This is a genomic window from Halomicrococcus gelatinilyticus (assembly GCA_024227995.1).
Lineage (GTDB): Archaea > Halobacteriota > Halobacteria > Halobacteriales > Haladaptataceae > Halomicrococcus > Halomicrococcus gelatinilyticus.
In genome coordinates, this window is record CP100465.1 from 2650720 (window position 1) to 2667383 (window position 16664).

Annotated in this window: 22 protein-coding genes; 6 read left to right on the top strand and 16 right to left on the bottom strand. The window is 68.3% G+C overall.

The genetic code is table 11. The annotated features are described in order from the left end of the window. Positions 1–21: 21 nt before the first annotated feature. Positions 22–762 carry a potassium channel family protein gene (locus tag NKT36_RS14030; RefSeq protein WP_327051678.1) on the bottom strand — a complete coding sequence of 247 codons (741 nt, stop codon included), beginning with the start codon at positions 760–762 and terminating at the stop codon, positions 22–24. Positions 763–856: 94 nt separating this feature from the next. Between NKT36_RS14030 and NKT36_RS14035 the strand changes: the two genes are divergently transcribed. Continuing rightward, complete coding sequence (locus NKT36_RS14035; protein ID WP_327051679.1) at positions 857–1177, top strand: 2Fe-2S iron-sulfur cluster-binding protein; 321 nt, start codon at positions 857–859, stop codon at positions 1175–1177. A 2-nt stretch (positions 1178–1179) separates the two neighbouring features. Here the strand turns inward: NKT36_RS14035 and NKT36_RS14040 are convergent, their stop codons facing one another. The 6 genes from NKT36_RS14040 to NKT36_RS14065 form a co-directional block, all read right to left on the bottom strand. Further along, a complete protein-coding gene (locus tag NKT36_RS14040; protein WP_327051680.1) occupies positions 1180–1413 on the bottom strand; it encodes a hypothetical protein in 234 nt (77 codons plus the stop codon). Further along, a complete protein-coding gene (locus NKT36_RS14045) occupies positions 1410–1556 on the bottom strand; it encodes a hypothetical protein (protein ID WP_327051681.1) in 147 nt (48 codons plus the stop codon). The genes NKT36_RS14040 and NKT36_RS14045 overlap by 4 nt, the downstream gene beginning before the upstream one ends. A gap of 45 nt (positions 1557–1601) precedes the next feature. Beyond that, on the bottom strand, positions 1602–3089 hold the full coding sequence (gene cysS, locus NKT36_RS14050) for a cysteine--tRNA ligase (protein WP_327051682.1): 1488 nt from the start codon (positions 3087–3089) through the stop codon (positions 1602–1604). A gap of 99 nt (positions 3090–3188) precedes the next feature. Beyond that, positions 3189–3683: a DUF7523 family protein gene (locus NKT36_RS14055; protein ID WP_327051683.1), complete on the bottom strand. Its 495-nt coding sequence runs from the start codon at positions 3681–3683 to the stop codon at positions 3189–3191. 39 nt (positions 3684–3722) lie between these two features. Then, entirely contained in the window at positions 3723–4277 is a 555-nt protein-coding gene (locus NKT36_RS14060; RefSeq protein ID WP_327051684.1) for a DUF7524 family protein, read from the bottom strand. Positions 4278–4310: 33 nt separating this feature from the next. Continuing rightward, entirely contained in the window at positions 4311–4496 is a 186-nt protein-coding gene (locus tag NKT36_RS14065; protein ID WP_327051685.1) for a methytransferase partner Trm112, read from the bottom strand. A gap of 131 nt (positions 4497–4627) precedes the next feature. Between NKT36_RS14065 and NKT36_RS14070 the strand changes: the two genes are divergently transcribed. The 3 genes from NKT36_RS14070 (at position 4628) to NKT36_RS14080 (ending at position 6580) form a co-directional block, all read left to right on the top strand. After that, the gene (locus NKT36_RS14070; RefSeq protein ID WP_327051686.1) at positions 4628–4921 is read left to right on the top strand and encodes a DUF5789 family protein; all 294 of its coding nucleotides are present in this window, start codon (positions 4628–4630) and stop codon (positions 4919–4921) included. Beyond that, the gene (locus tag NKT36_RS14075; RefSeq protein ID WP_327051687.1) at positions 4918–5604 is read left to right on the top strand and encodes a CPBP family intramembrane glutamic endopeptidase; all 687 of its coding nucleotides are present in this window, start codon (positions 4918–4920) and stop codon (positions 5602–5604) included. The genes NKT36_RS14070 and NKT36_RS14075 overlap by 4 nt, the downstream gene beginning before the upstream one ends. A gap of 166 nt (positions 5605–5770) precedes the next feature. After that, on the top strand, positions 5771–6580 hold the full coding sequence (locus NKT36_RS14080; RefSeq protein ID WP_327051688.1) for a DUF7139 domain-containing protein: 810 nt from the start codon (positions 5771–5773) through the stop codon (positions 6578–6580). On the opposite strand, the gene NKT36_RS14085 is transcribed toward NKT36_RS14080, so the two are convergent. The 5 genes from NKT36_RS14085 to NKT36_RS14105 all read right to left on the bottom strand — a co-directional run bounded on the left by NKT36_RS14085 (position 6577) and on the right by NKT36_RS14105 (position 11281). Beyond that, complete coding sequence (locus NKT36_RS14085; RefSeq protein WP_327051689.1) at positions 6577–7026, bottom strand: Mut7-C RNAse domain-containing protein; 450 nt, start codon at positions 7024–7026, stop codon at positions 6577–6579. The two genes, NKT36_RS14080 and NKT36_RS14085, sit on opposite strands and share 4 nt — an antisense overlap. Next, positions 7026–8768, bottom strand: a complete 1743-nt coding sequence (locus NKT36_RS14090; protein WP_327051690.1) for a helix-hairpin-helix domain-containing protein — start codon at positions 8766–8768, stop codon at positions 7026–7028. The genes NKT36_RS14085 and NKT36_RS14090 overlap by 1 nt, the downstream gene beginning before the upstream one ends. Continuing rightward, positions 8765–9208 carry a DUF5788 family protein gene (locus tag NKT36_RS14095; RefSeq protein ID WP_327051691.1) on the bottom strand — a complete coding sequence of 148 codons (444 nt, stop codon included), beginning with the start codon at positions 9206–9208 and terminating at the stop codon, positions 8765–8767. Before NKT36_RS14095 ends, NKT36_RS14090 begins: the two co-directional genes overlap by 4 nt. Positions 9209–9403: 195 nt before the next feature. Further along, positions 9404–9736: a DUF5789 family protein gene (locus NKT36_RS14100; protein WP_327051692.1), complete on the bottom strand. Its 333-nt coding sequence runs from the start codon at positions 9734–9736 to the stop codon at positions 9404–9406. Between the two features lie 180 nt (positions 9737–9916). Then, the gene (locus NKT36_RS14105) at positions 9917–11281 is read right to left on the bottom strand and encodes an adenylosuccinate synthase (protein WP_327051693.1); all 1365 of its coding nucleotides are present in this window, start codon (positions 11279–11281) and stop codon (positions 9917–9919) included. 360 nt (positions 11282–11641) lie between these two features. Between NKT36_RS14105 and NKT36_RS14110 the strand changes: the two genes are divergently transcribed. After that, positions 11642–11953: a hypothetical protein gene (locus NKT36_RS14110; protein ID WP_327051694.1), complete on the top strand. Its 312-nt coding sequence runs from the start codon at positions 11642–11644 to the stop codon at positions 11951–11953. On the opposite strand, the gene NKT36_RS14115 is transcribed toward NKT36_RS14110, so the two are convergent. Beyond that, a complete protein-coding gene (locus NKT36_RS14115; protein ID WP_327051695.1) occupies positions 11950–13944 on the bottom strand; it encodes a DUF7527 domain-containing protein in 1995 nt (664 codons plus the stop codon). The genes NKT36_RS14110 and NKT36_RS14115 overlap by 4 nt on opposite strands. A gap of 272 nt (positions 13945–14216) precedes the next feature. Between NKT36_RS14115 and NKT36_RS14120 the strand changes: the two genes are divergently transcribed. Continuing rightward, a complete protein-coding gene (locus tag NKT36_RS14120) occupies positions 14217–14951 on the top strand; it encodes a PHP-associated domain-containing protein (RefSeq protein ID WP_407652218.1) in 735 nt (244 codons plus the stop codon). Here NKT36_RS14120 and NKT36_RS14125 read toward each other — a convergent pair. From NKT36_RS14125 to NKT36_RS14135, 3 genes are all read right to left on the bottom strand, one after another. Next, positions 14945–15424, bottom strand: coding sequence for a metal-dependent hydrolase (locus tag NKT36_RS14125; protein ID WP_327051697.1), 480 nt, complete (start codon positions 15422–15424; stop codon positions 14945–14947). The two genes, NKT36_RS14120 and NKT36_RS14125, sit on opposite strands and share 7 nt — an antisense overlap. Positions 15425–15657: 233 nt before the next feature. Beyond that, positions 15658–16137: a 50S ribosomal protein L11 gene (locus NKT36_RS14130; protein ID WP_327051698.1), complete on the bottom strand. Its 480-nt coding sequence runs from the start codon at positions 16135–16137 to the stop codon at positions 15658–15660. 216 nt (positions 16138–16353) lie between these two features. Beyond that, positions 16354–16557, bottom strand: a complete 204-nt coding sequence (locus NKT36_RS14135; protein ID WP_327051699.1) for a VNG_1110C family protein — start codon at positions 16555–16557, stop codon at positions 16354–16356. Positions 16558–16664: the final 107 nt, after the last annotated feature.

A 16664-nucleotide genomic window follows, 5' to 3' on the forward strand; every position in this document is an offset into this window, starting at 1 on the left:
GCTCACGGGCGGGTGCCTGCGTCACTCGTACAGCGTCGACGTGACGCGCGCGCCGCTGATGACCTCCGGGATGACGACCTCGTCTGCGCCCGCCCGGCGTGCGAGGTCCTCGTACAGTTCGTCGCCGACGCGGACGACGACGTGGACGTCGGGCGCGAGCTGGCTGGCGACGACGGCGATCTGGATGTTGACGTTCGAGTCGTCGATGGCGGCGACGACCGCCCGCGCACGCTCGACGCCGGCGTCCTGGAGCGTCGACTCCAGTCGCGCGTCGGCCTGGAGCCCGATGACGTCGTCGCCCTCGATGCGCTCGCGCGTCTCGGCGTCGCGTTCGATTGCGACCACCGGGACGTCGTTCGCCGCGAGTTCGCCCGCGACGGTGCGACCGAAGATGCCGTACCCGCAGACGACCACGTGGTCGTCGATCCGTTCGAGTTTCCGTTCGTTCTGCACACGTCTCACCCCACGTCGGATCTGGCCGCCGAACGCCGCCGCGACGACCGTCTCGCCGGTCCACAGCCCCGTGAGCACCAGCCCGGTGTAGACGAACACGGCGTACGCCTTGACGACCTCCCCTTCGCCGTGGATGCTGATCGACGCGGGGTCGAACAGCCAGAACGTCGCCTCGACGATGCTGACGTGGGCTAGCGTGACGAAACCCCCGACGCCAGCGACGACGACTGCACCGAACGCGGCGACCGGGACCGCGAGACGGGTGAGGAACGCCCGGGTCGGGAGCACTTCCTCGACTGCGGCGGCCACGAGGGTACCAATCGACGGCAGCCGACGAAAGCCTTCTGGCGTGCGAACGGATGTCGTGGCAAAAGATAACAGGCCAGCGGCCGTACTGGAGTCCATGCCGACCATCAGCTTCCGAGGACGCGACGTCGACTGCGAGGAGGGCGCGAACCTGCGGGACGCGCTGCTCGACGCCGGTGAATCGCCGCACAACGGCTCCGCGAACTACCTGAACTGCCGCGGACACGCGACCTGTGGCACCTGCGCCGTGGCGGTCGACGGCCCGGTGAGCGACCCGACCAGCGACGAGAAGCGGCGGCTCTCGATGGTGCCACACGACCCCGAGGCCGGGCTGCGTCTCGCCTGCCAGACGCGGGTGCTCGGCGACGTCGACGTCGTGAAGTACGGCGGCTTCTGGGGGCAGAAGGTCGAGAAGTAGCGCTAGTGCTGCTCGGCCCACTCGATGGCGTGCTCGACGGCGTCGGCCTTCGACTCGGTCTCGACGACGGTCGTCCACGCGTCGTCGTCGACGTCGTACTGGTAGACCGCGTAGCCGTCGTCGCGGTAGGTGAGGTTCTCGACGTACAGTTCCTCGCTGCCGTCGTCGGTCAGCCAGACGCGGAACTGCTTGCCGCCCTCCAGGTCCTCGCGTCGTCGCCAGCCGTCGATGCTCACTCCCCCGACCCCCAGTCGGAGACGCCGAGCACCGAGTCGCAGTCCGGGCAGGTCCACACCTTCGGCGTGCTCGCTCGCTCCCCGTGTTCGAGCCGCTGCGCCCAGTCGGTGATGTCGGCCTCGCAGTGCGGGCAGGTCGCCATGGGTCGCGTGACGGCGGACGCCGTCTTGTAGCTTCGGGCCGCCGTTCAGGGCAGGTGGAACTCGGGGCCGTCGTCGGTGTCCTGCACCTCGACGCCGACGGCGGCGAGCTCGTCGCGGAGTTCGTCGGCGCGCTCGTAGTTGCCCGCCTCGCGCTCGCGCTCGCGGACGTCGAGGACGAGTTCGACGAGGTCCTCCGCGATGCGGACGTCGCCGCCCGTCTCGCCGCCGAACGCGAAGCCGAGGACGTCGCCGCCGAACTCGTCGAACGTCTCCACGGCGCGGCGCAGGCCCACGTAGTCGTAGGGGTCGCCGCCGTCGAGGTGGCGGTTCACCGCGGTCACGAGATCGAGGAGGGCGGCGAGCGCCCGTCGCGTGTTGAAGTTGTCGTTCATCGCGGCCGGGAACGCCTCGCGGACCTCGTCGACCGCCGTCCGGAGGTCGTCGTCCGCGACCTTCGAGCCCGCGTCGGGACTGTCGAGGGCGTCGACGGCGCGGTCGTAGGCACCCGAGAGGCGCTCCCAGCGGTCCTCGGCCTCCGAGACGGTTCCGTCGCTGTAGGTCTGCGGGCTGTCGTAGGCGGTCGACAGCAGGAACATCCGGACCACGTTCGTGCCGAGTTCGGCGACGGCGTCCCGGACCGTGAAGAAGTTCTGCAGGCTGGAGGACATCTTCTCGCCCTCCGTCTCGAGCAGGCGGACGTGCAGCCAGTAGCGGGCGAACTGCTGGCCGGTCGCCGCCTCGCTCTGGGCGACCTCGTTCTCGTGGTGCGGGAAGACGAGGTCCTGCCCGCCGACGTGGACGTCGATGGTCTCGTCGAGGTGGGTCATGCTCATCGCCGAGCACTCGATGTGCCAGCCCGGCCGCCCCTCGCCCCACGGGGAGTCCCAGGTCCCACCCGTCGGATGGTCGACGGCGTACTCGACGTCCGGGTCGCGGTGTTCCTCGACGGCGTCCTCGCCCACGCCGTCGGCCTTCCAGAGCGCGAAGTCGGCGGGGTGGCGCTTCTCGGACCGCTCGTCGTCGGCGCCCTGGGCCTCCATCTCCTCGACCCGCTGGTTCGACAGCTTGCCGTAGTCGTCGAACGTCGTCACGTCGAAGTAGACGGAGCCGTCGGCCTCGTAGGCGTAGCCCTTCTCGATCAGCGTCTCGACCAGGTCGACGATCTCCGGTACGTGCTCGCTGACCCGGGGGTACACCTCCGCCCGCCGGAGGTTCAGCGAGCGCATGTCGCGGATGGTCTCGCCGACGAACCGCCGCGCCACCTCGCTCTCGCTGTCGCCGAGGTCGTCCTCGCCGACGCGAGCGGTTATCTTCTCGTTCACGTCGGTGAAGTTCTCGACGTGGTGGACGTCGTAGCCGAGGTGCTCCAGCCAGCGGTGCATCACGTCGACGTGCACCCAGCCGCGCGCGTGCCCGAGGTGGGCGAAGTCGGAGACCGTCAACCCGCAGTAGTAGAGCAGGACCGAGTCGGGGTCCTGGGGTTCGAACGGTTCCCGCTCGCCCGTGAGCGTGTTCGTCACCGAGAGGGTCATAGGGATGGATAGCGCCACGGAGCGTTTTAAACCGTCGGAACGTGGCACTCCTCGCCCCGTCCCCTCCGAAACGGGGCGGCAGCTACGTGGGACCTGCGCTTACGCGGGCACGTCGTCGAGCGCGTCCTCGACCACGCGGAGCGTGTCCGCGCCGTCGCGGCGCTCGACCACGACCGCCAGCGACTCACCGCCGACGGCCGCCGCGACCACCGACACGTCCGCCGCGTCGAGTCGCGAGAGGACGTGTGTCAGCGCCGGCGCGTCCACGTCGCCGGTGGCGACGACGCCGGTGAGCGACCCGGTTCCGGGCGCGAACGCCGCGTCGCCGACCGCGAGCAGGGACTCCGCGTCGCCCGCCGACGCCTCGCCGAGTCCGCTCTCCATGGCGACGCGGACGTCGCGACGCTCGCGCTCCGCGTCGGGAAACTCCTCCGCGTACCGCCGGAGCGCCGTCGCGATGGCGTCCGTGTCGTCGCCCAGTTCGTCGTCGAGGTGCCTGGCGGCGGCGGTGTAGTTCACCACGCCCGCACGCAAGGCCGCGAGGAGGAACGGGCGGCGGCGCACCGCCTCGCGGGTCGCTGCTGCGAGTGACATCGGCCGGGAGAACGGGGAGTCGGGGCAAAAACGATGCGGTTACGAGACGAGCAGGTACGCGGCCGTTCCGACGCCGGCGAGCACGACGAGTGCGCCGAAGACGGCGGCGAGACCGTCGACGAGCAGCGACGCGCTGCCGGCGAGCGCCAGCGCGACGACTCCGAGCGCGACGACCGCGAGGTCGACCGCCCGGCCCGTCGACTCCTCGTTCGTCGCGGTCGCCTGCCGTGAGGGGCTGCCGAGGCCCTCGTCGACCGGGATGGACTCACGGCGGTCGTCGGGTTCGGCGATGGAGACGTCGACGTAGGCGGTCTCGGCTCCGTACCCGGTGACGACCTTGAGACGGCCGCTGGCGGGCAGGTCGCCGTCGACCTCGACCGCGACGGCGCGCGTCGCGCCGGCCTCCACGTAGTGGTTGGTGGCCTGGAGGGTGGCGACCGTCGAGAGGTCGTCGTCCAGGTGCAGGTGGACGTGGACCGGCGCGCCGTCGTTCTCCAGCGTGACGCTGAACGAGCCGTCGGCCTCGAACGACCCCGTGACGGCGACGTCGTGGAGACCGTCGCGGTTCAGCGTGATCGGCAGGATCCCCGACACGGTCTCTACCTTTCGCTATTACTACAAAAAGGTTCAGGCCTCGCGCATGTCAGGCGGCAGGAGGTTCGGGATGCCGTCCTCGATGGGGTAGCGCTCGCCGCACTCCGTGCAGGTGAGCGTCCCCTCGAGAACCTCCTCCTCGTCCTCCTCGTCGACGTCGAGTTCCAGTTCCTGCTTGTCCAGCGGGCAGCAGATGATGTCCATCAGGGACTCCTTCATGGCCGGTGGAACGGAAGGGGAGGCCAAAAGCGTGACGGGTTCGATGACACGTCGTTCGCACCCGTGGCGCGCCCAGCGTGGCGAAACGGCGGTTCGAAAAACCTAATCCCCGTGCTGTCAAACGGGCGAGTATGGCTGACGACAACGAGGAAGCAGACGAACCCGTCGTCGAACTGGACGAGGCCGAACCGGTCGACGGCGCGCCGCTCGCACGCGTCTCGTCGCGGCTCCACTGGCCGCTCCAGAAGAGCGAGGTCGACCGCAAGGAAGGCGAGTCGACGATCCGGACGCCGGACGGCCCCCAGGAGCTCTCTTCGCTGCTCGAGCAGGTCGACGAGACGTACTTCCAGAGCGAACAGGAGTTCACCGACGAGATCCGGAGCCTCGTCGGTCCCGGTCCCGTTCCCACCGCAGACGGCTCGTGAGCACCAGTCGGCCGCTCGTCGAACGGGCGCCCGGGCTGACGTGGGTCCGTCTCTCCCTGCTCGTCGGCGGACTGCTGACCGTCCTCTGGTCGTGGTGGCACGTCCCCGGCGGCGACCTGCGGGCCCGACTCGTTCGCGACGTGACGCTGTACATCGCCGTCCCCGGCGCGCTGGCGGTCACGCACGGCCGCCACCTCGGCTACCGCGTCGACCGACGAGCGATCCGCAACGCCGTCCTGCTGTCCGCGTTCGTCCTCCCGTTCTACGTCGTCGGCTCGTCGCTGCCGCTGATCCGCGAGTACTATCCGATGTGGCACACGACGCCCGCGCTCGGCGACTTCCTGCCGCACGCCGCCAAGCAGTTCGTCGTCGCGCTCGCCGCCGAGACGTACTACCGCGGCCTGCTCTGTGTCGGCGTGCGGAAGATCGGGTTCAAGAGCGTCTTCATCAGCCCGGTCGTCTACGCCTTCCACCACCTCGGCAAGCCGCCGATCGAACTGCTGCTCTCCGGGCCGACGGACGTCCTCTTCGGCGCCGTCGACTACAACTCGAACTCGCTGCTCCCCTCCGTTGTCGCGCACGGCCTGGGCCTCGTTTTGCTCGACTGGCTGGTCCTCCACGACCCTGTCGTCCCGACGGACGTCGTGCTGCGCTGGCTCTCGTGGCTCCCCGTCCCGCTGTAACCCGTTTTTGGGTCCGCTGTGACGTCGCATCCCCCGAGGACGACGCGCTTTCGGCCGGCCCACTGCTGGAATTACTGCGACGGCGACACTGCCGCCCCCAGATTTGATACCTTTCCTACATGAGTCTGACGCAGTTGTTTAGTAGGAGGGGTGCAATCACGGAGACATGACAAGTCTCGGCGAAACCTACGCGGGACGCGACGGGGTGAAGAAGCGTCCGCGGCGCCTCTACGTCGGCGTCGGACTGTTCCTCGCCGGGTCGCTTCTCGCCGTCGTGGGCATCGTCGCCGCGACCACGGACCTCTTCGCGGCGGTCGGACTCGACACGTACGGCTCCCGGAGACTGGCGGGCGTCACCGCCGGCCTGGGCGTCCCGGCGACGTTCATCGGCGTGTTCACCGTCTTCCCCTCGACCAGCGACCGGGTCCGCGCCGCGGCGGCCATCGGCTCCTCCATCGCCGTCCTCGGCGTGGGGATGTTCTGGTACGCCTACCCCGAGCACTGGGCCGGCCACGGCCGCCAACTGACCCTCCCGGTCGTCGCGGTCTACTTCTTCGGCCTCGTCACGACCTTCTGGTGCCTGTTCAGCGGCGTCGTGAACTTCAAGACGCGCAACGACCCCGGCGGGACCGTCACCATGGAGGTGACCCGCCAGGGCGAGACGAAGGTCGTCGAGGTCGAACCGGACAGCGGCGGCCTGGGTGGCATCGGCGTCTTCGGCCAGCAACCGGACGGAGAGATCGGGTCCGCGACCGCCAGCGACGGGGGCGCGACGGACGACGACATCGCCTCGCCCATCGACCCCGACAGCGACCAGACGCCGACCTCGCCGGCCGACCCGACCGACCGGTACTGCGGCAACTGTACGCACTTCGAGTACGTCCGCACCGACGACGGGATGACCCCTTACTGCAAGCGCCACGCCGAGCGGATGACGGACATGGACGCCTGCGACCGCTGGGAGCCGAACCGCTAGAGTTCCGCCAGCGTCTCGGCGACGTCGTCCCAGTGGCTCCCCTTCCAGAAGTGCTGTCCACACGACCGACAGCGCCAGACCCGCCGTTCGTCCGGGTCGGGCACCCCTTCCGGCGTCGGCCCCTCCGTCTCCTCCAGTCGACCGTTGCACGTCGAACAGCGCGCCGGTTCGGTGAGCGAGAGGTCGAGTCCGGCCGCCCGGAGTTCGCGCAACTGGCCCTCGACGTCCTTCGTCTCGACCAGTACTGCGTCGGCGGCACGTCCCGCCAGTTGCGCGTCCCGCGTGACGAGCGTGCGGTCCTCGTCGCGGGCCATCGCGAGCACGTCGTCGTCGGCCTCGACGCCGTCGTCGAGGACGTAGGCGGCGTCGTGGCCGCACATCCGGAGGTACCGCGCCAGTTTTCCGAGCATCGCGTCGAGGAGAAGAGAATCGGACTCGGAGTCCATCAGTGGCAGAACTCGCGGACGCCCCCGGCGTCGCGGGCGTTCAGCACGTCCGCGGCCTCCGCCCAGCCGCGCCGGGCGGTGTGGACGCCGTAGCGGACGTTGCGGTACTCGGCGGGGCTGTGTGCGTCCGTGTCGACGGCGATGGTCGCGCCCTCCTCGACCGCCACCTGGACTGCCCCGCCCGGCAGGTCCAGGCGGTTCGGGTTCGCGTTGACCTCCAGCGCGACGTCGTTGTCGGCCGCGGCCTGCGCCACCGCGCGCACGTCGTAGTCGAGGCCCTGCCGCCGGTTGATGAGGCGGCCGCTGGGGTGGCCCAGCACGTCGACGCTGGGGTGTTCGATGGCGGCGACGAGGCGGTCGGTGCCGTCGCCGTCGAGGGCGTTGTGCGGCGACGCGACCACGAGGTCGAGGTCGGCGAGCACGTCGTCCGCGACGCTGATACCGCCCTCGGCGTCGACGTTCGCCTCGACGCCGGCGAACACGTCCACGTCGGCGTCCGCGTCGACCGCCCGCACCTCCGCCACCTGTTCGCGGAGTTCGTCGTCGTCGAGGCCGACGCCGCCGACCATCCCCGGTCCCGTCGCGTGGTCGGAGATGCAGACGTAGTCGTGGCCGAACTCCGCCGCCCCGGCGGCCATCTCCGCGATGGTGTCGTCGCCGTCCGACCAGGTGGTGTGGCAGTGGAGGTCGCCGCGCACGTCCGCTTCGGTGACGAGGTCGGGGAGGTCGCCCTTCGCAGCGGCGGCGATCTCGCCGCGGTCCTCGCGCATCTCGGGTGGAATCCACGGGAGGTCGAGCGCCGCGTACATGCTCTCTTCCGTCTCGCCGGCGACGCGTTCGCCCTCGCGCTGGCCGGCCGCCTGGGGGTCGTCGAGGTCGGAGACGTCGAAGACGCCGTACTCGTTGATCTTCAGGCCCCGTTCGATGGCGTAGTTGCGGAGCGTGATGTTGTGGTTCTTGCTGCCGGTGAAGTACTGGAGCGCGCTGCCGTACTCGCTGGGGACGACCACGCGGAGGTCGACGCGCATCCCGGCGACGCGGATGGCGGCCTTGTCCGTGCCGGCCTCGATGACCGCCGAGGCGCGCTCCCAGTCGGTGAACGCGTCGACGACCGCCTCCTTCTCCTCGCTCTCGGCGAGCAGGTCGACGTCACCGATGGTCTCGCGCCAGCGCCGTAGCGACCCAGCGAGCGCGCACCGACCGATCTCGGGCACGTCGTCGAAGTACGCCACCACCTGCTCGCCGATGGGACGGGCGTTGCCGAGCAGTTCCCGCCCCTGGACCTGCCGGGCGAACTCGACGCCGTCGAGGATGTTCTGCTCGCTCTTCTCGCCGTACCCCTTCAGTTCACGTATCTCGCCCTCCCTGGCGGCCGACTCCAGGTCCTCGAGCGTCCGGACGCCGAGTCGCTCGTAGAGGTCGCCCACCGTCTTCGGGCCGACGCCCTCCACGCGGGTCAGCGCCTCCATCTCGACCGGGAGCGTCTCGCGCTGCTCGTTCAGTTCCTCGATCTCGCCCGTCTCGAAGTACTCGACCACCTTCTCGGCGATGGAGTCGCCGACCTGCTCGACGTTCGCGACGGCGTCCGGCCCCTCGGCCGCGAGCTCCTCGACGTCCTCCGGGTAGTCGCGGACGTTGTCGGCCGCGCGCCGGTACGCCTGCGGCTTGTACTCGACGTCCCGGGCCTCAAGCAGGTCGGCGTACTCCTCCAGCAGCGCGGCGACCTCGGCGTTCCGGCTCACAGCCGCGACCTCCGGTTCGACCCGCCGTCGTCGCGGCCGAGCGCCTGCTTCAGGAAGGACATCCAGCGCTTCTTGTCCGCCGCCTCCTTCGCCTGCGCCTCGGTCTCCAGGTCGGTGGGACCGAGGTTCTCCAGGGCGTTCAGCGCGCGGTCGATGCCGATGATGGCCTCGACCAGTCGTTCGCCCTCCTCGCGGGTGATGTCGCCCTCCTCGAGACGGTCCTTGCGCTCGCGGCGCTCGCGTCGCAGGTTGGTCTTCGCCTGCTCGACGCGGTCGCGCTCCCCGGCGGGCACCGTGTCGCGGCGCTTGATCTCGAAGACGAACTCGTGCAGGTCCAGCGGCTCGCCCTGCACCGTGATCGTCTCCGGGATGGTGGCACCGACGGTCGCGCCCTCGCGCTCGACGCGTTCGAGCAGTTGCTTGCGCTCGTACTCTTGCACGTCCGTATCTCGTCGTTCGCGGAGCAAAAAGCTCCCGTCCGTCGCGGCGACGAGGGAAACGGGGACTGTCGGCCTCGTGGACTCCTCAAACAGTGATGGGTTCCCGGAACAGTGCTGAATACAGGGCGCGAATGCAGCATCGAATCCGATTACACGGTCCCACCTGGCGAAACGGGGGCGATTCGGCCGTCTCCATCAGCGATGTACGAGTCCCAGTATCCGGCTGCGAACGTCGTCGGCGGAGTCGTACGTTTGGTTCTTGGTTCCGGCAAGCACTTCCTCGAGTGATTTCGCTCCGTCCTGAGTCTGGATCTCGTAGTCGCCATAGGCCTCGACCAGTTCGTCCGTCGTGGTCGGATAGTCCTGGGTGCCGAGGGCGTCGTCAAGGTCACCGAGCTGTTCGCTCGGGTCGCCGCGCTTCTGTTGGTCTTCCGTAGCACGGTTACGGACCTCCTCTCGCTCCCGCTCTGGCTGGCGTCGCTCTTCGTCGTCCATCTGCCCGTCCTGGCTCTGGTCGTCGTCTACCATCCCCTGTTGTAGGAGACCGGTTCTCATAACGGTTCGGTTGCCCATCGGGTCACCGCCGGAGGGGAGTTCCCCTTCGTCGCTGAGTTCACCCCCTCAATTCGGCACGCCCTTCGTATCGTTCTCAGACTGTTTCCGCGGGACCAGTGGTCGGCAGAAGAGGAGAGACGAAACGTAGCGCGACTACTCGAAGGGGTCGTTCAGGACGACGGTCTCCTCGCGGCCGGGGCCGACGCCGACGGCGTAGACGTCGGTGTCGAGTTCGTCGCTCAGGTAGTCGAGGTACGCGCGGGCGTTCTCGGGGATGGCGTCGTAGCCCTCCTCGGCGACGGCGCTCCAGTCGACGTCGTCCCAGCCGTCGAAGGTCTTGAAGTTCGGCTCGCAGCGGCCCCAGCGCTCGGTGGTCGCCGGGATGGTGAATATCTCCTCGCCGTCGAGGTGGTAGCTGTGGCCGACCTTCACCTCGTCGAGGCCCGCCAGGACGTCGACGTGGTTGACGGCGAGGCCGGTGAAGCCGTTCGCGCGCTGGGAGTGGCGCAGCATCGGCACGTCGAGCCACCCGACGCGGCGCGGGCGGCCGGTGACGGTGCCGTACTCGCCGCCCTCTTCACGGATGTACTCGGCGAGGTCCTCGTTCTCGCCCGCGCCCTGCTCGTCGTATCCGGGCGTGTCGCCCTCGACGCCGCCGAGTTCGGTCGGCAGCGGGCCGCTCCCGACGCGGGTGAGGTAGGCCTTGACGATGCCGACGATCTCGCCACCGCCGACGACGCGGGGGCTGAGGCCGCTGCCCGTCGCGGCCCCGCCCGCCGTCGGGTTCGAGGACGTGACGTAGGGGTAGTTGCCGTGGTCGATGTCGATGAGGGTGCCCTGCGCGCCCTCGAACATCAGTTCGTCACCGGCGTCCAGGCGGTCGGCGAGGAAGTTGCCGGCGTCGATGGCCATGTCCTCCTCGGCCAGTCGCTCGCCGTACTCGCGGTACTGTTCGTACAGGCTGTCGACGTCGAACGCCTCGCCGGTCTCGACGCCGAAGACGTCCTCGGCCAGCCGTCGCTTCTGCGGGACGACGTACTCCAGTTGCTCGCGGAGGCCCTCGGGGTCGAGCAGGTCGCCGACGCGGATGCCCCGGCGGCCCATCTTGTCCTCGTAGGTCGGGCCGATGCCGCGGCCGGTCGTGCCGACCTCCTTGTCCGAGTCGCTCTTGACCTCCTCTTCGATGCCGTCGAGGACGCGGTGGTAGGGGAGGATGACGTGCGCTCGTCGCGCGACGCGGACGTCGGGTTCCAGCCCTCGTTCCTTCAGCGCGTCTATCTCGTCGAACAGCGTCTCGGGGTTGACGACGCAGCCGTTGCCGAGCACGCCCACCTTCCCGCGGACGGCCCCGCTCGGGACGAGCGAGAGCTTGTACTCCTCGTCGCCCTCGACGACGGTGTGGCCGGCGTTGTCGCCGCCCTGGTAGCGGACGACGACGTCGGCGGCGTCGCCGTAGAGATCGACGACGCCCCCTTTGCCCTCGTCGCCGAGTTGCGAACCGACGATGGTTACGGTCATACCGCCGGTGGGTTGTTCCCCACCTCCTAAACCGGTTACGGTATCGCCCATCGAACGATGCACGGACGTGGACAACATCGAGGGGTGGGATGGCTCACAACGGCACGCGCGAGGATACTTCTCGGGGTCGCGGCCGGTCACGGGACCCCATCTGACCGCCGTCGATACGGACGTACCGCAGTCGGCCACGGTCGTACCGTCGAACGCGCGTGGAAGCGGTTCGTCGTCAGGGTACCAACTGCGTGGCCGTTTCCCCGACCGGAACTGTTAATTCGTCGCACCCCCAAGCCCCATCCTGTCTTGCGTTTTCCGCCGTGGACAACAACATTTAAAAGGCTCTAAGACAAGTTAACACGTGCCATGATAGATAGGCTTGAGAAGGAAGTCGATATGCTCGAACGACATCTGCAGGTCCTGAAGATGGTGATAGAGAACGAGCCCATCGGGATCGTGAAGATGTCGAACGAGACCGGCTACCCTCATCACAAGGTCCGCTACTCCCTCCGGGTCCTCGAAGAGGAGAACCTCATCTCTCCCTCCAACCAGGGGGCAATCACGACCGACCGGACGGAGGAGTTCGTCTCCGAACTCGACGAGAAGCTCTCGGACATCACCGAGAAGCTCGACTCGATGAAGATCGGAGATATGCAGGAAGCGGAAGCCGAGAGCTAGAGTTCGGGAACGTTCAGGTGGAACTCGCCGTCACGAGACTCGACAAGACACAGATGGTATCCTCGCTTCCGGGATAGTTTGACGAAACTCTCTCTTTTGTCGCGGCTCAGCAGTCCGCCGCTGGTCGCGTCTTCCGTCGTCTCCAGCGCCGCCGGTTCGAAGAAGCTCTTCGTCACCTGGAACGCCCCGCTGAGTTCGTCGTTGGCCTGCCCGACCGCCGACCCCGCGTCCACGAGCGACCCGAGCATCTCGCCCGTCGCCGGGTCACGGGAGTCGTTGAGGTTGGCCACGACGAGCGGGTTGCCCATCCGGTCGCGGAGGACGACGTCGAACGACTCCTCGTAGGTCTCGCCGTCCTCGTCGGCCGCCGTGACCATCCCTCGGAGTTCGATCCGGTCGATCTCCGGGATCGCCTCGAAGACGTCCTTCATACCGCGCTCGCGGCCCGTGTCCATGATCTCGTAGAGGAGGTCCGTGACCAGCCAGTGGACGAACCGGTACTCCATCGAACCGTGGAGGAACGACTCGAACGCCTCGCCGTCCACGGCGACCTCGTCGGCGTCGAACTGCGTGTGGTGTTCGAGCTTGAGGTTGGCGTTCACGTCCTCGCGGGTCGCCTCGCCCGACGCGGCGTCGGCGAGCGTCCCCTTCCCCTTCGACCCGTAGCGGACGAAGAGGTTCGTCCCGTCCAGAGCCTGCTGGGGGTTCAGGTCGCGCTCGGCGTCGACTGCAGCGCCGCCCGCCGACTTCGCCGCCGCCAGCTTCTCGCGGAGCTGTTTCACCTCCTCGCGGAGGTCGTCGCGCTCCTGCCGGAGGTCGTCACGTTCGTCCTCCGCGGCCGCCAGGCGCTCGCGCAGCGCTTCGATCTTCTCGGCGCGCGACTCGAGTTCGGCCTTCAACTCCTTCAGTCGGCCGTCGGCACCGCCGGTCTGCGACCGGGTCGACTGGGCGGACTTGCGCTGGCTGCGCCGCTGTTGCTCCGTCGACCGCTGCTTGTTCGGCTGGCCGCTCGCGGACGTGGACGTCCGCGACCGCTCGCTGCTCCGTTCGGGGTCGAGCGACGGGATGGCCGTCGTCTCGCGCCACTGCTGTTCGTCGGCGATCGCCCCGTCGCCGCTCTCGCCCTCTGCCTGGGACTGATTGCCGGCCGCCCCCGTGGCGGGTGACCCGCTGCCCGACCGGTCGCGCTGGGCGTCGGACTGCGGCTGTCGACCGCCCGCACCCGCCGCTCCAGCCCCGGACGGAGCGTCACCGCCACCACCCGGGGCTTCCGTCGGCGTCGCGTCGGTCGGCGCGTTCGCCGACTCCGGCGACTGCGTTCGCGACCCCGCGTCGGCGGCTCCGGTCGCCTGTCCGGCACCGCCCCCTGCTCCCGACTGGGACTCCGGCGTCGGGCTCTCGTCGGCCGTCCCCGCTGCGGCCGCGCTCCCGTCGTTCCCGCCGGCCGCCCCGGGCTCCGGAATCTCGGTCACGTCCACGTCCACGTCCATGACCTCGTAGATGCCGACCTCGTCGTTGGCGCGCTCGAAGGCGTCGTCGCCGGTGACGAGCTGTTCGCTCTCGCCGACGAAGGCGACGCTCATCGAGCGGCCGCCGTGGAAGACGACGTAGTAGTCGCCGCTGAGGACGTTCTCGCTGAGTTCGACGTACCCCGTGAACTTCTTGTCCGAGAGGGTGTCGGTGGCCTCGGCGAGCGGCGTGTCGTTCGTGTAGTACTTCGCCTGCGTCTCCCCGCCACGCTCCTGCATCACGGTGAGGAGCGGGAGCGATGAGTGAGGGGCCTCGTACGCCGTCCCGCTCGCGCTCTCGAAGTCGTCGACGTCGCCGTCGAAGACTCCGACGACCCGGCCGTTGAGCATGAACAGCCACGCGCCGCCCGCGTTGACTGCCCCGGCGAACCCGGCGTCGGCCAGGTCGTGGAGGGCGTCGAAACCTCCCGAGAAGGGGCGGGAGTCCCATTCTTTCACCTGTTCGACCGTGCGCGCATCCATACTTACGTCAAAGCCGCAACCACCTCAAATACTTTCGGGTTACCGTAACCAAAAGCAAGTAAATAAATCGAAACTGTCTGGTTCGGTCGGCCGGACGACACGACAGCGAGACTTCAGCGGCAACGTTCTCACCCGTCGCCCTCGATTCGTGTCCGACGAGGAGAACTCGGCCTCGGTGGCCTCGGCCCGGGTCCGTCGACCGAACCAGAACCCCTAACTTTCAACCACGAGAACGGTGCACCGTGAGTTCCCGCGACGAGTACCGGGTCGACATGCACGTGAAGGTGCTGAACGAGCGCGTCGTCGAGCGAGCGAAGTCACGCGACGTCGACGCCCTCGTGTACGCACCCCACTTCGTGCCCCTGCCGGAGATACGACGGCGTGCCGAGGCGTTCTCCGACGACGACCTGCTCGTCGTCCCGGCGCGGGAGGTGTTCACCGGGACGTGGCGCAACCGCAAGCACGTCCTCGCCGTCGGTCTCGACGACCCCGTCCCGGACTTCATCACGCTGGCCGGCGCGATGGCCGCGTTCCAGCGACAGGACGCCGCCGTCCTCGTCCCCCACCCCGAGTTCCTCAACGTCGGCATCGGCGAGGACGACATCAGGGTCCACGCCGACGTGGTCGACGCGGTGGAGACGTACAACCCGAAACACCTCGCCCGGCACAACCGCCGCGCGAAGGAGATCGCCCGCGTCACGCGGAAGCCGACGTTCGCCTCCTCCTACGCCCATCTCGCGCGGACCGTCGGCGACGTCTGGACGGCCCTCGACGAACCGGTGTCGTCGACCGAGGACCTCGTGGCGGCCGTCACGTCCGGCGACCTCGGCCGCGTCGTCCACCTGAGCGGACGCTCGCACCGACTCCGCTGCAAGGTCGAGTTCGCGCACCTCGGGTGGGAGAACACGTGGAAGAAGTTCGACCGCCTCGTCCTCTCGGGGACGGAACCGACCCACCCCACGGCCGACCTCTACGGCGGTCGCTTCGACGACGTGGCCGTCTACTGAATCCCGATCGCGGCGAGACTGCTCGCGAGGACGAACTCGCGATAGACGAAGAGTCCGGCGACGACCAGTTCGACCCCCGTCACCGCCAGGGTCACGACCGTGGCGCGGTCGCTGCTGACCGAGACGCCGAACGGTGCGCCGAACTCCTCCTCGTAGGGGTAGAACAGTGCGAGTCCACGCTTGCTGCCGAGCATGTCGAGCGCGTAGTGGGTCAGCACCCCGATCCAGACGTACTGGAGATTCCCGAACTGCATGGGGTAGACGTAGAACAGCGCGAGGACGGGCAGGTTGTGCAGCGTCTTCCGGTGCTTGCCGAAGGCCGTGTCCACGTCCGGGAACAGCGCACCCAGGATCACGGGGACGCCCACCTCGACGATGGTGACGAACGTCTCGACGTCGCCAGCAGGGTGGAGGACGTATCCCAGGCCGATGCTCAGGAGTGCAGCGTTCAGGACGTGTTCCTTCCGATTCATCCGGTCGGTGGTCACACCGTGGCGTATCAAGGTTTTCCCTTTCCGCTGGACGGCGACGCCGTCCGTCGCCGGCCAGCGAGCGTCGCGTGCCGAACGGCTGGCGAGCGTCGCGTGCCGAACGGTCGGGACGAGGTCGAGCAGGAACGGACCGGCGGCTGTCGGTCTACGGGACACTCGGACGGTGGTCGTCGAGTACGTCGAGAGTGTCGACGCGAGAGGAGGAGAGAACTGCGTTACGATTCGACGAGCATGTCGTCGTACTCGCCGTCGTCGACGCGCTCCTTGAACTCGCGCGGGTTCTCACCCTCGATGGTGACGCCGAGCGAGGTGCAGGTGCCGACGACCTCTTTCGCGGCGTTCTTCGTGTCGTACGCGAGCAGGTCCGGCTTCTTCTGCTCCGCGATCTTCTTGATCTGTTCGACGGAGAGGTCGGCGACGAAGTCCTCCTGGGGTTCGCCGCTGCCCGTCTCGAAGCCAGCCTCGTCCTTGACGAGCGCTGCCGTCGGCGGGACACCGACCTCGATGTCGTAGCTACCGTCGTCCTCGACCGTGATGGTGACCGGGACCTCGGTGCCGTCGAAGGCCTCGGTCTGGTCGTTGATGTCGTTGACGACCTCCTGGACGTTCACGGGGGTCGGTCCGAGTTCGGGACCGAGCGGCGGACCGGGGTTGGCCTCTCCTCCCGGCACGAGTACTTCGATCGTATCAGCCATACACGAACGAAGTCTCGCGGCAGTTTTAAGGATTTTCTTTTGTAGCGTCGTGGACACCGCTTCACAGTCACCCCCGTAGCGAAGCAGACCACCGCCGGTTCCCTCCACGACTGATACCACGTGGTGTCGACCTTTCACGTGCGTCGGAGAAGGGTGCGGTAGGGTCTCGTGCGTGGTCGGGGTCGTTCCTCGCGGCGACCGTTCTGTCTCCGCTGCTCAGGGGATGCTGACGCCGCGCCGACCGAGGAACTCGCTCGCATCCTTTATCTCGACCGGGCTACCGACGATGCGGAGGGTGTCCTCGTCGACGTGGACGATGGAGACGGTGAAGTTGCGTTCGAGTTCCTCCCTGACCCCTTCGAGCACGTCCTCTGCGACGACGATCTGGGTGCTGTCGCGGAGCGTCGCGGGGTCCGGCATCTCGTATGCGGGGGTTCGCCGTGGAGGACCTATTAACGTGTCGAAATGTCTGGAGGTCACTCGAACGAAGGAAAGGGTTTTTCGGCGGCGGTGGCGGAGAAACTGGT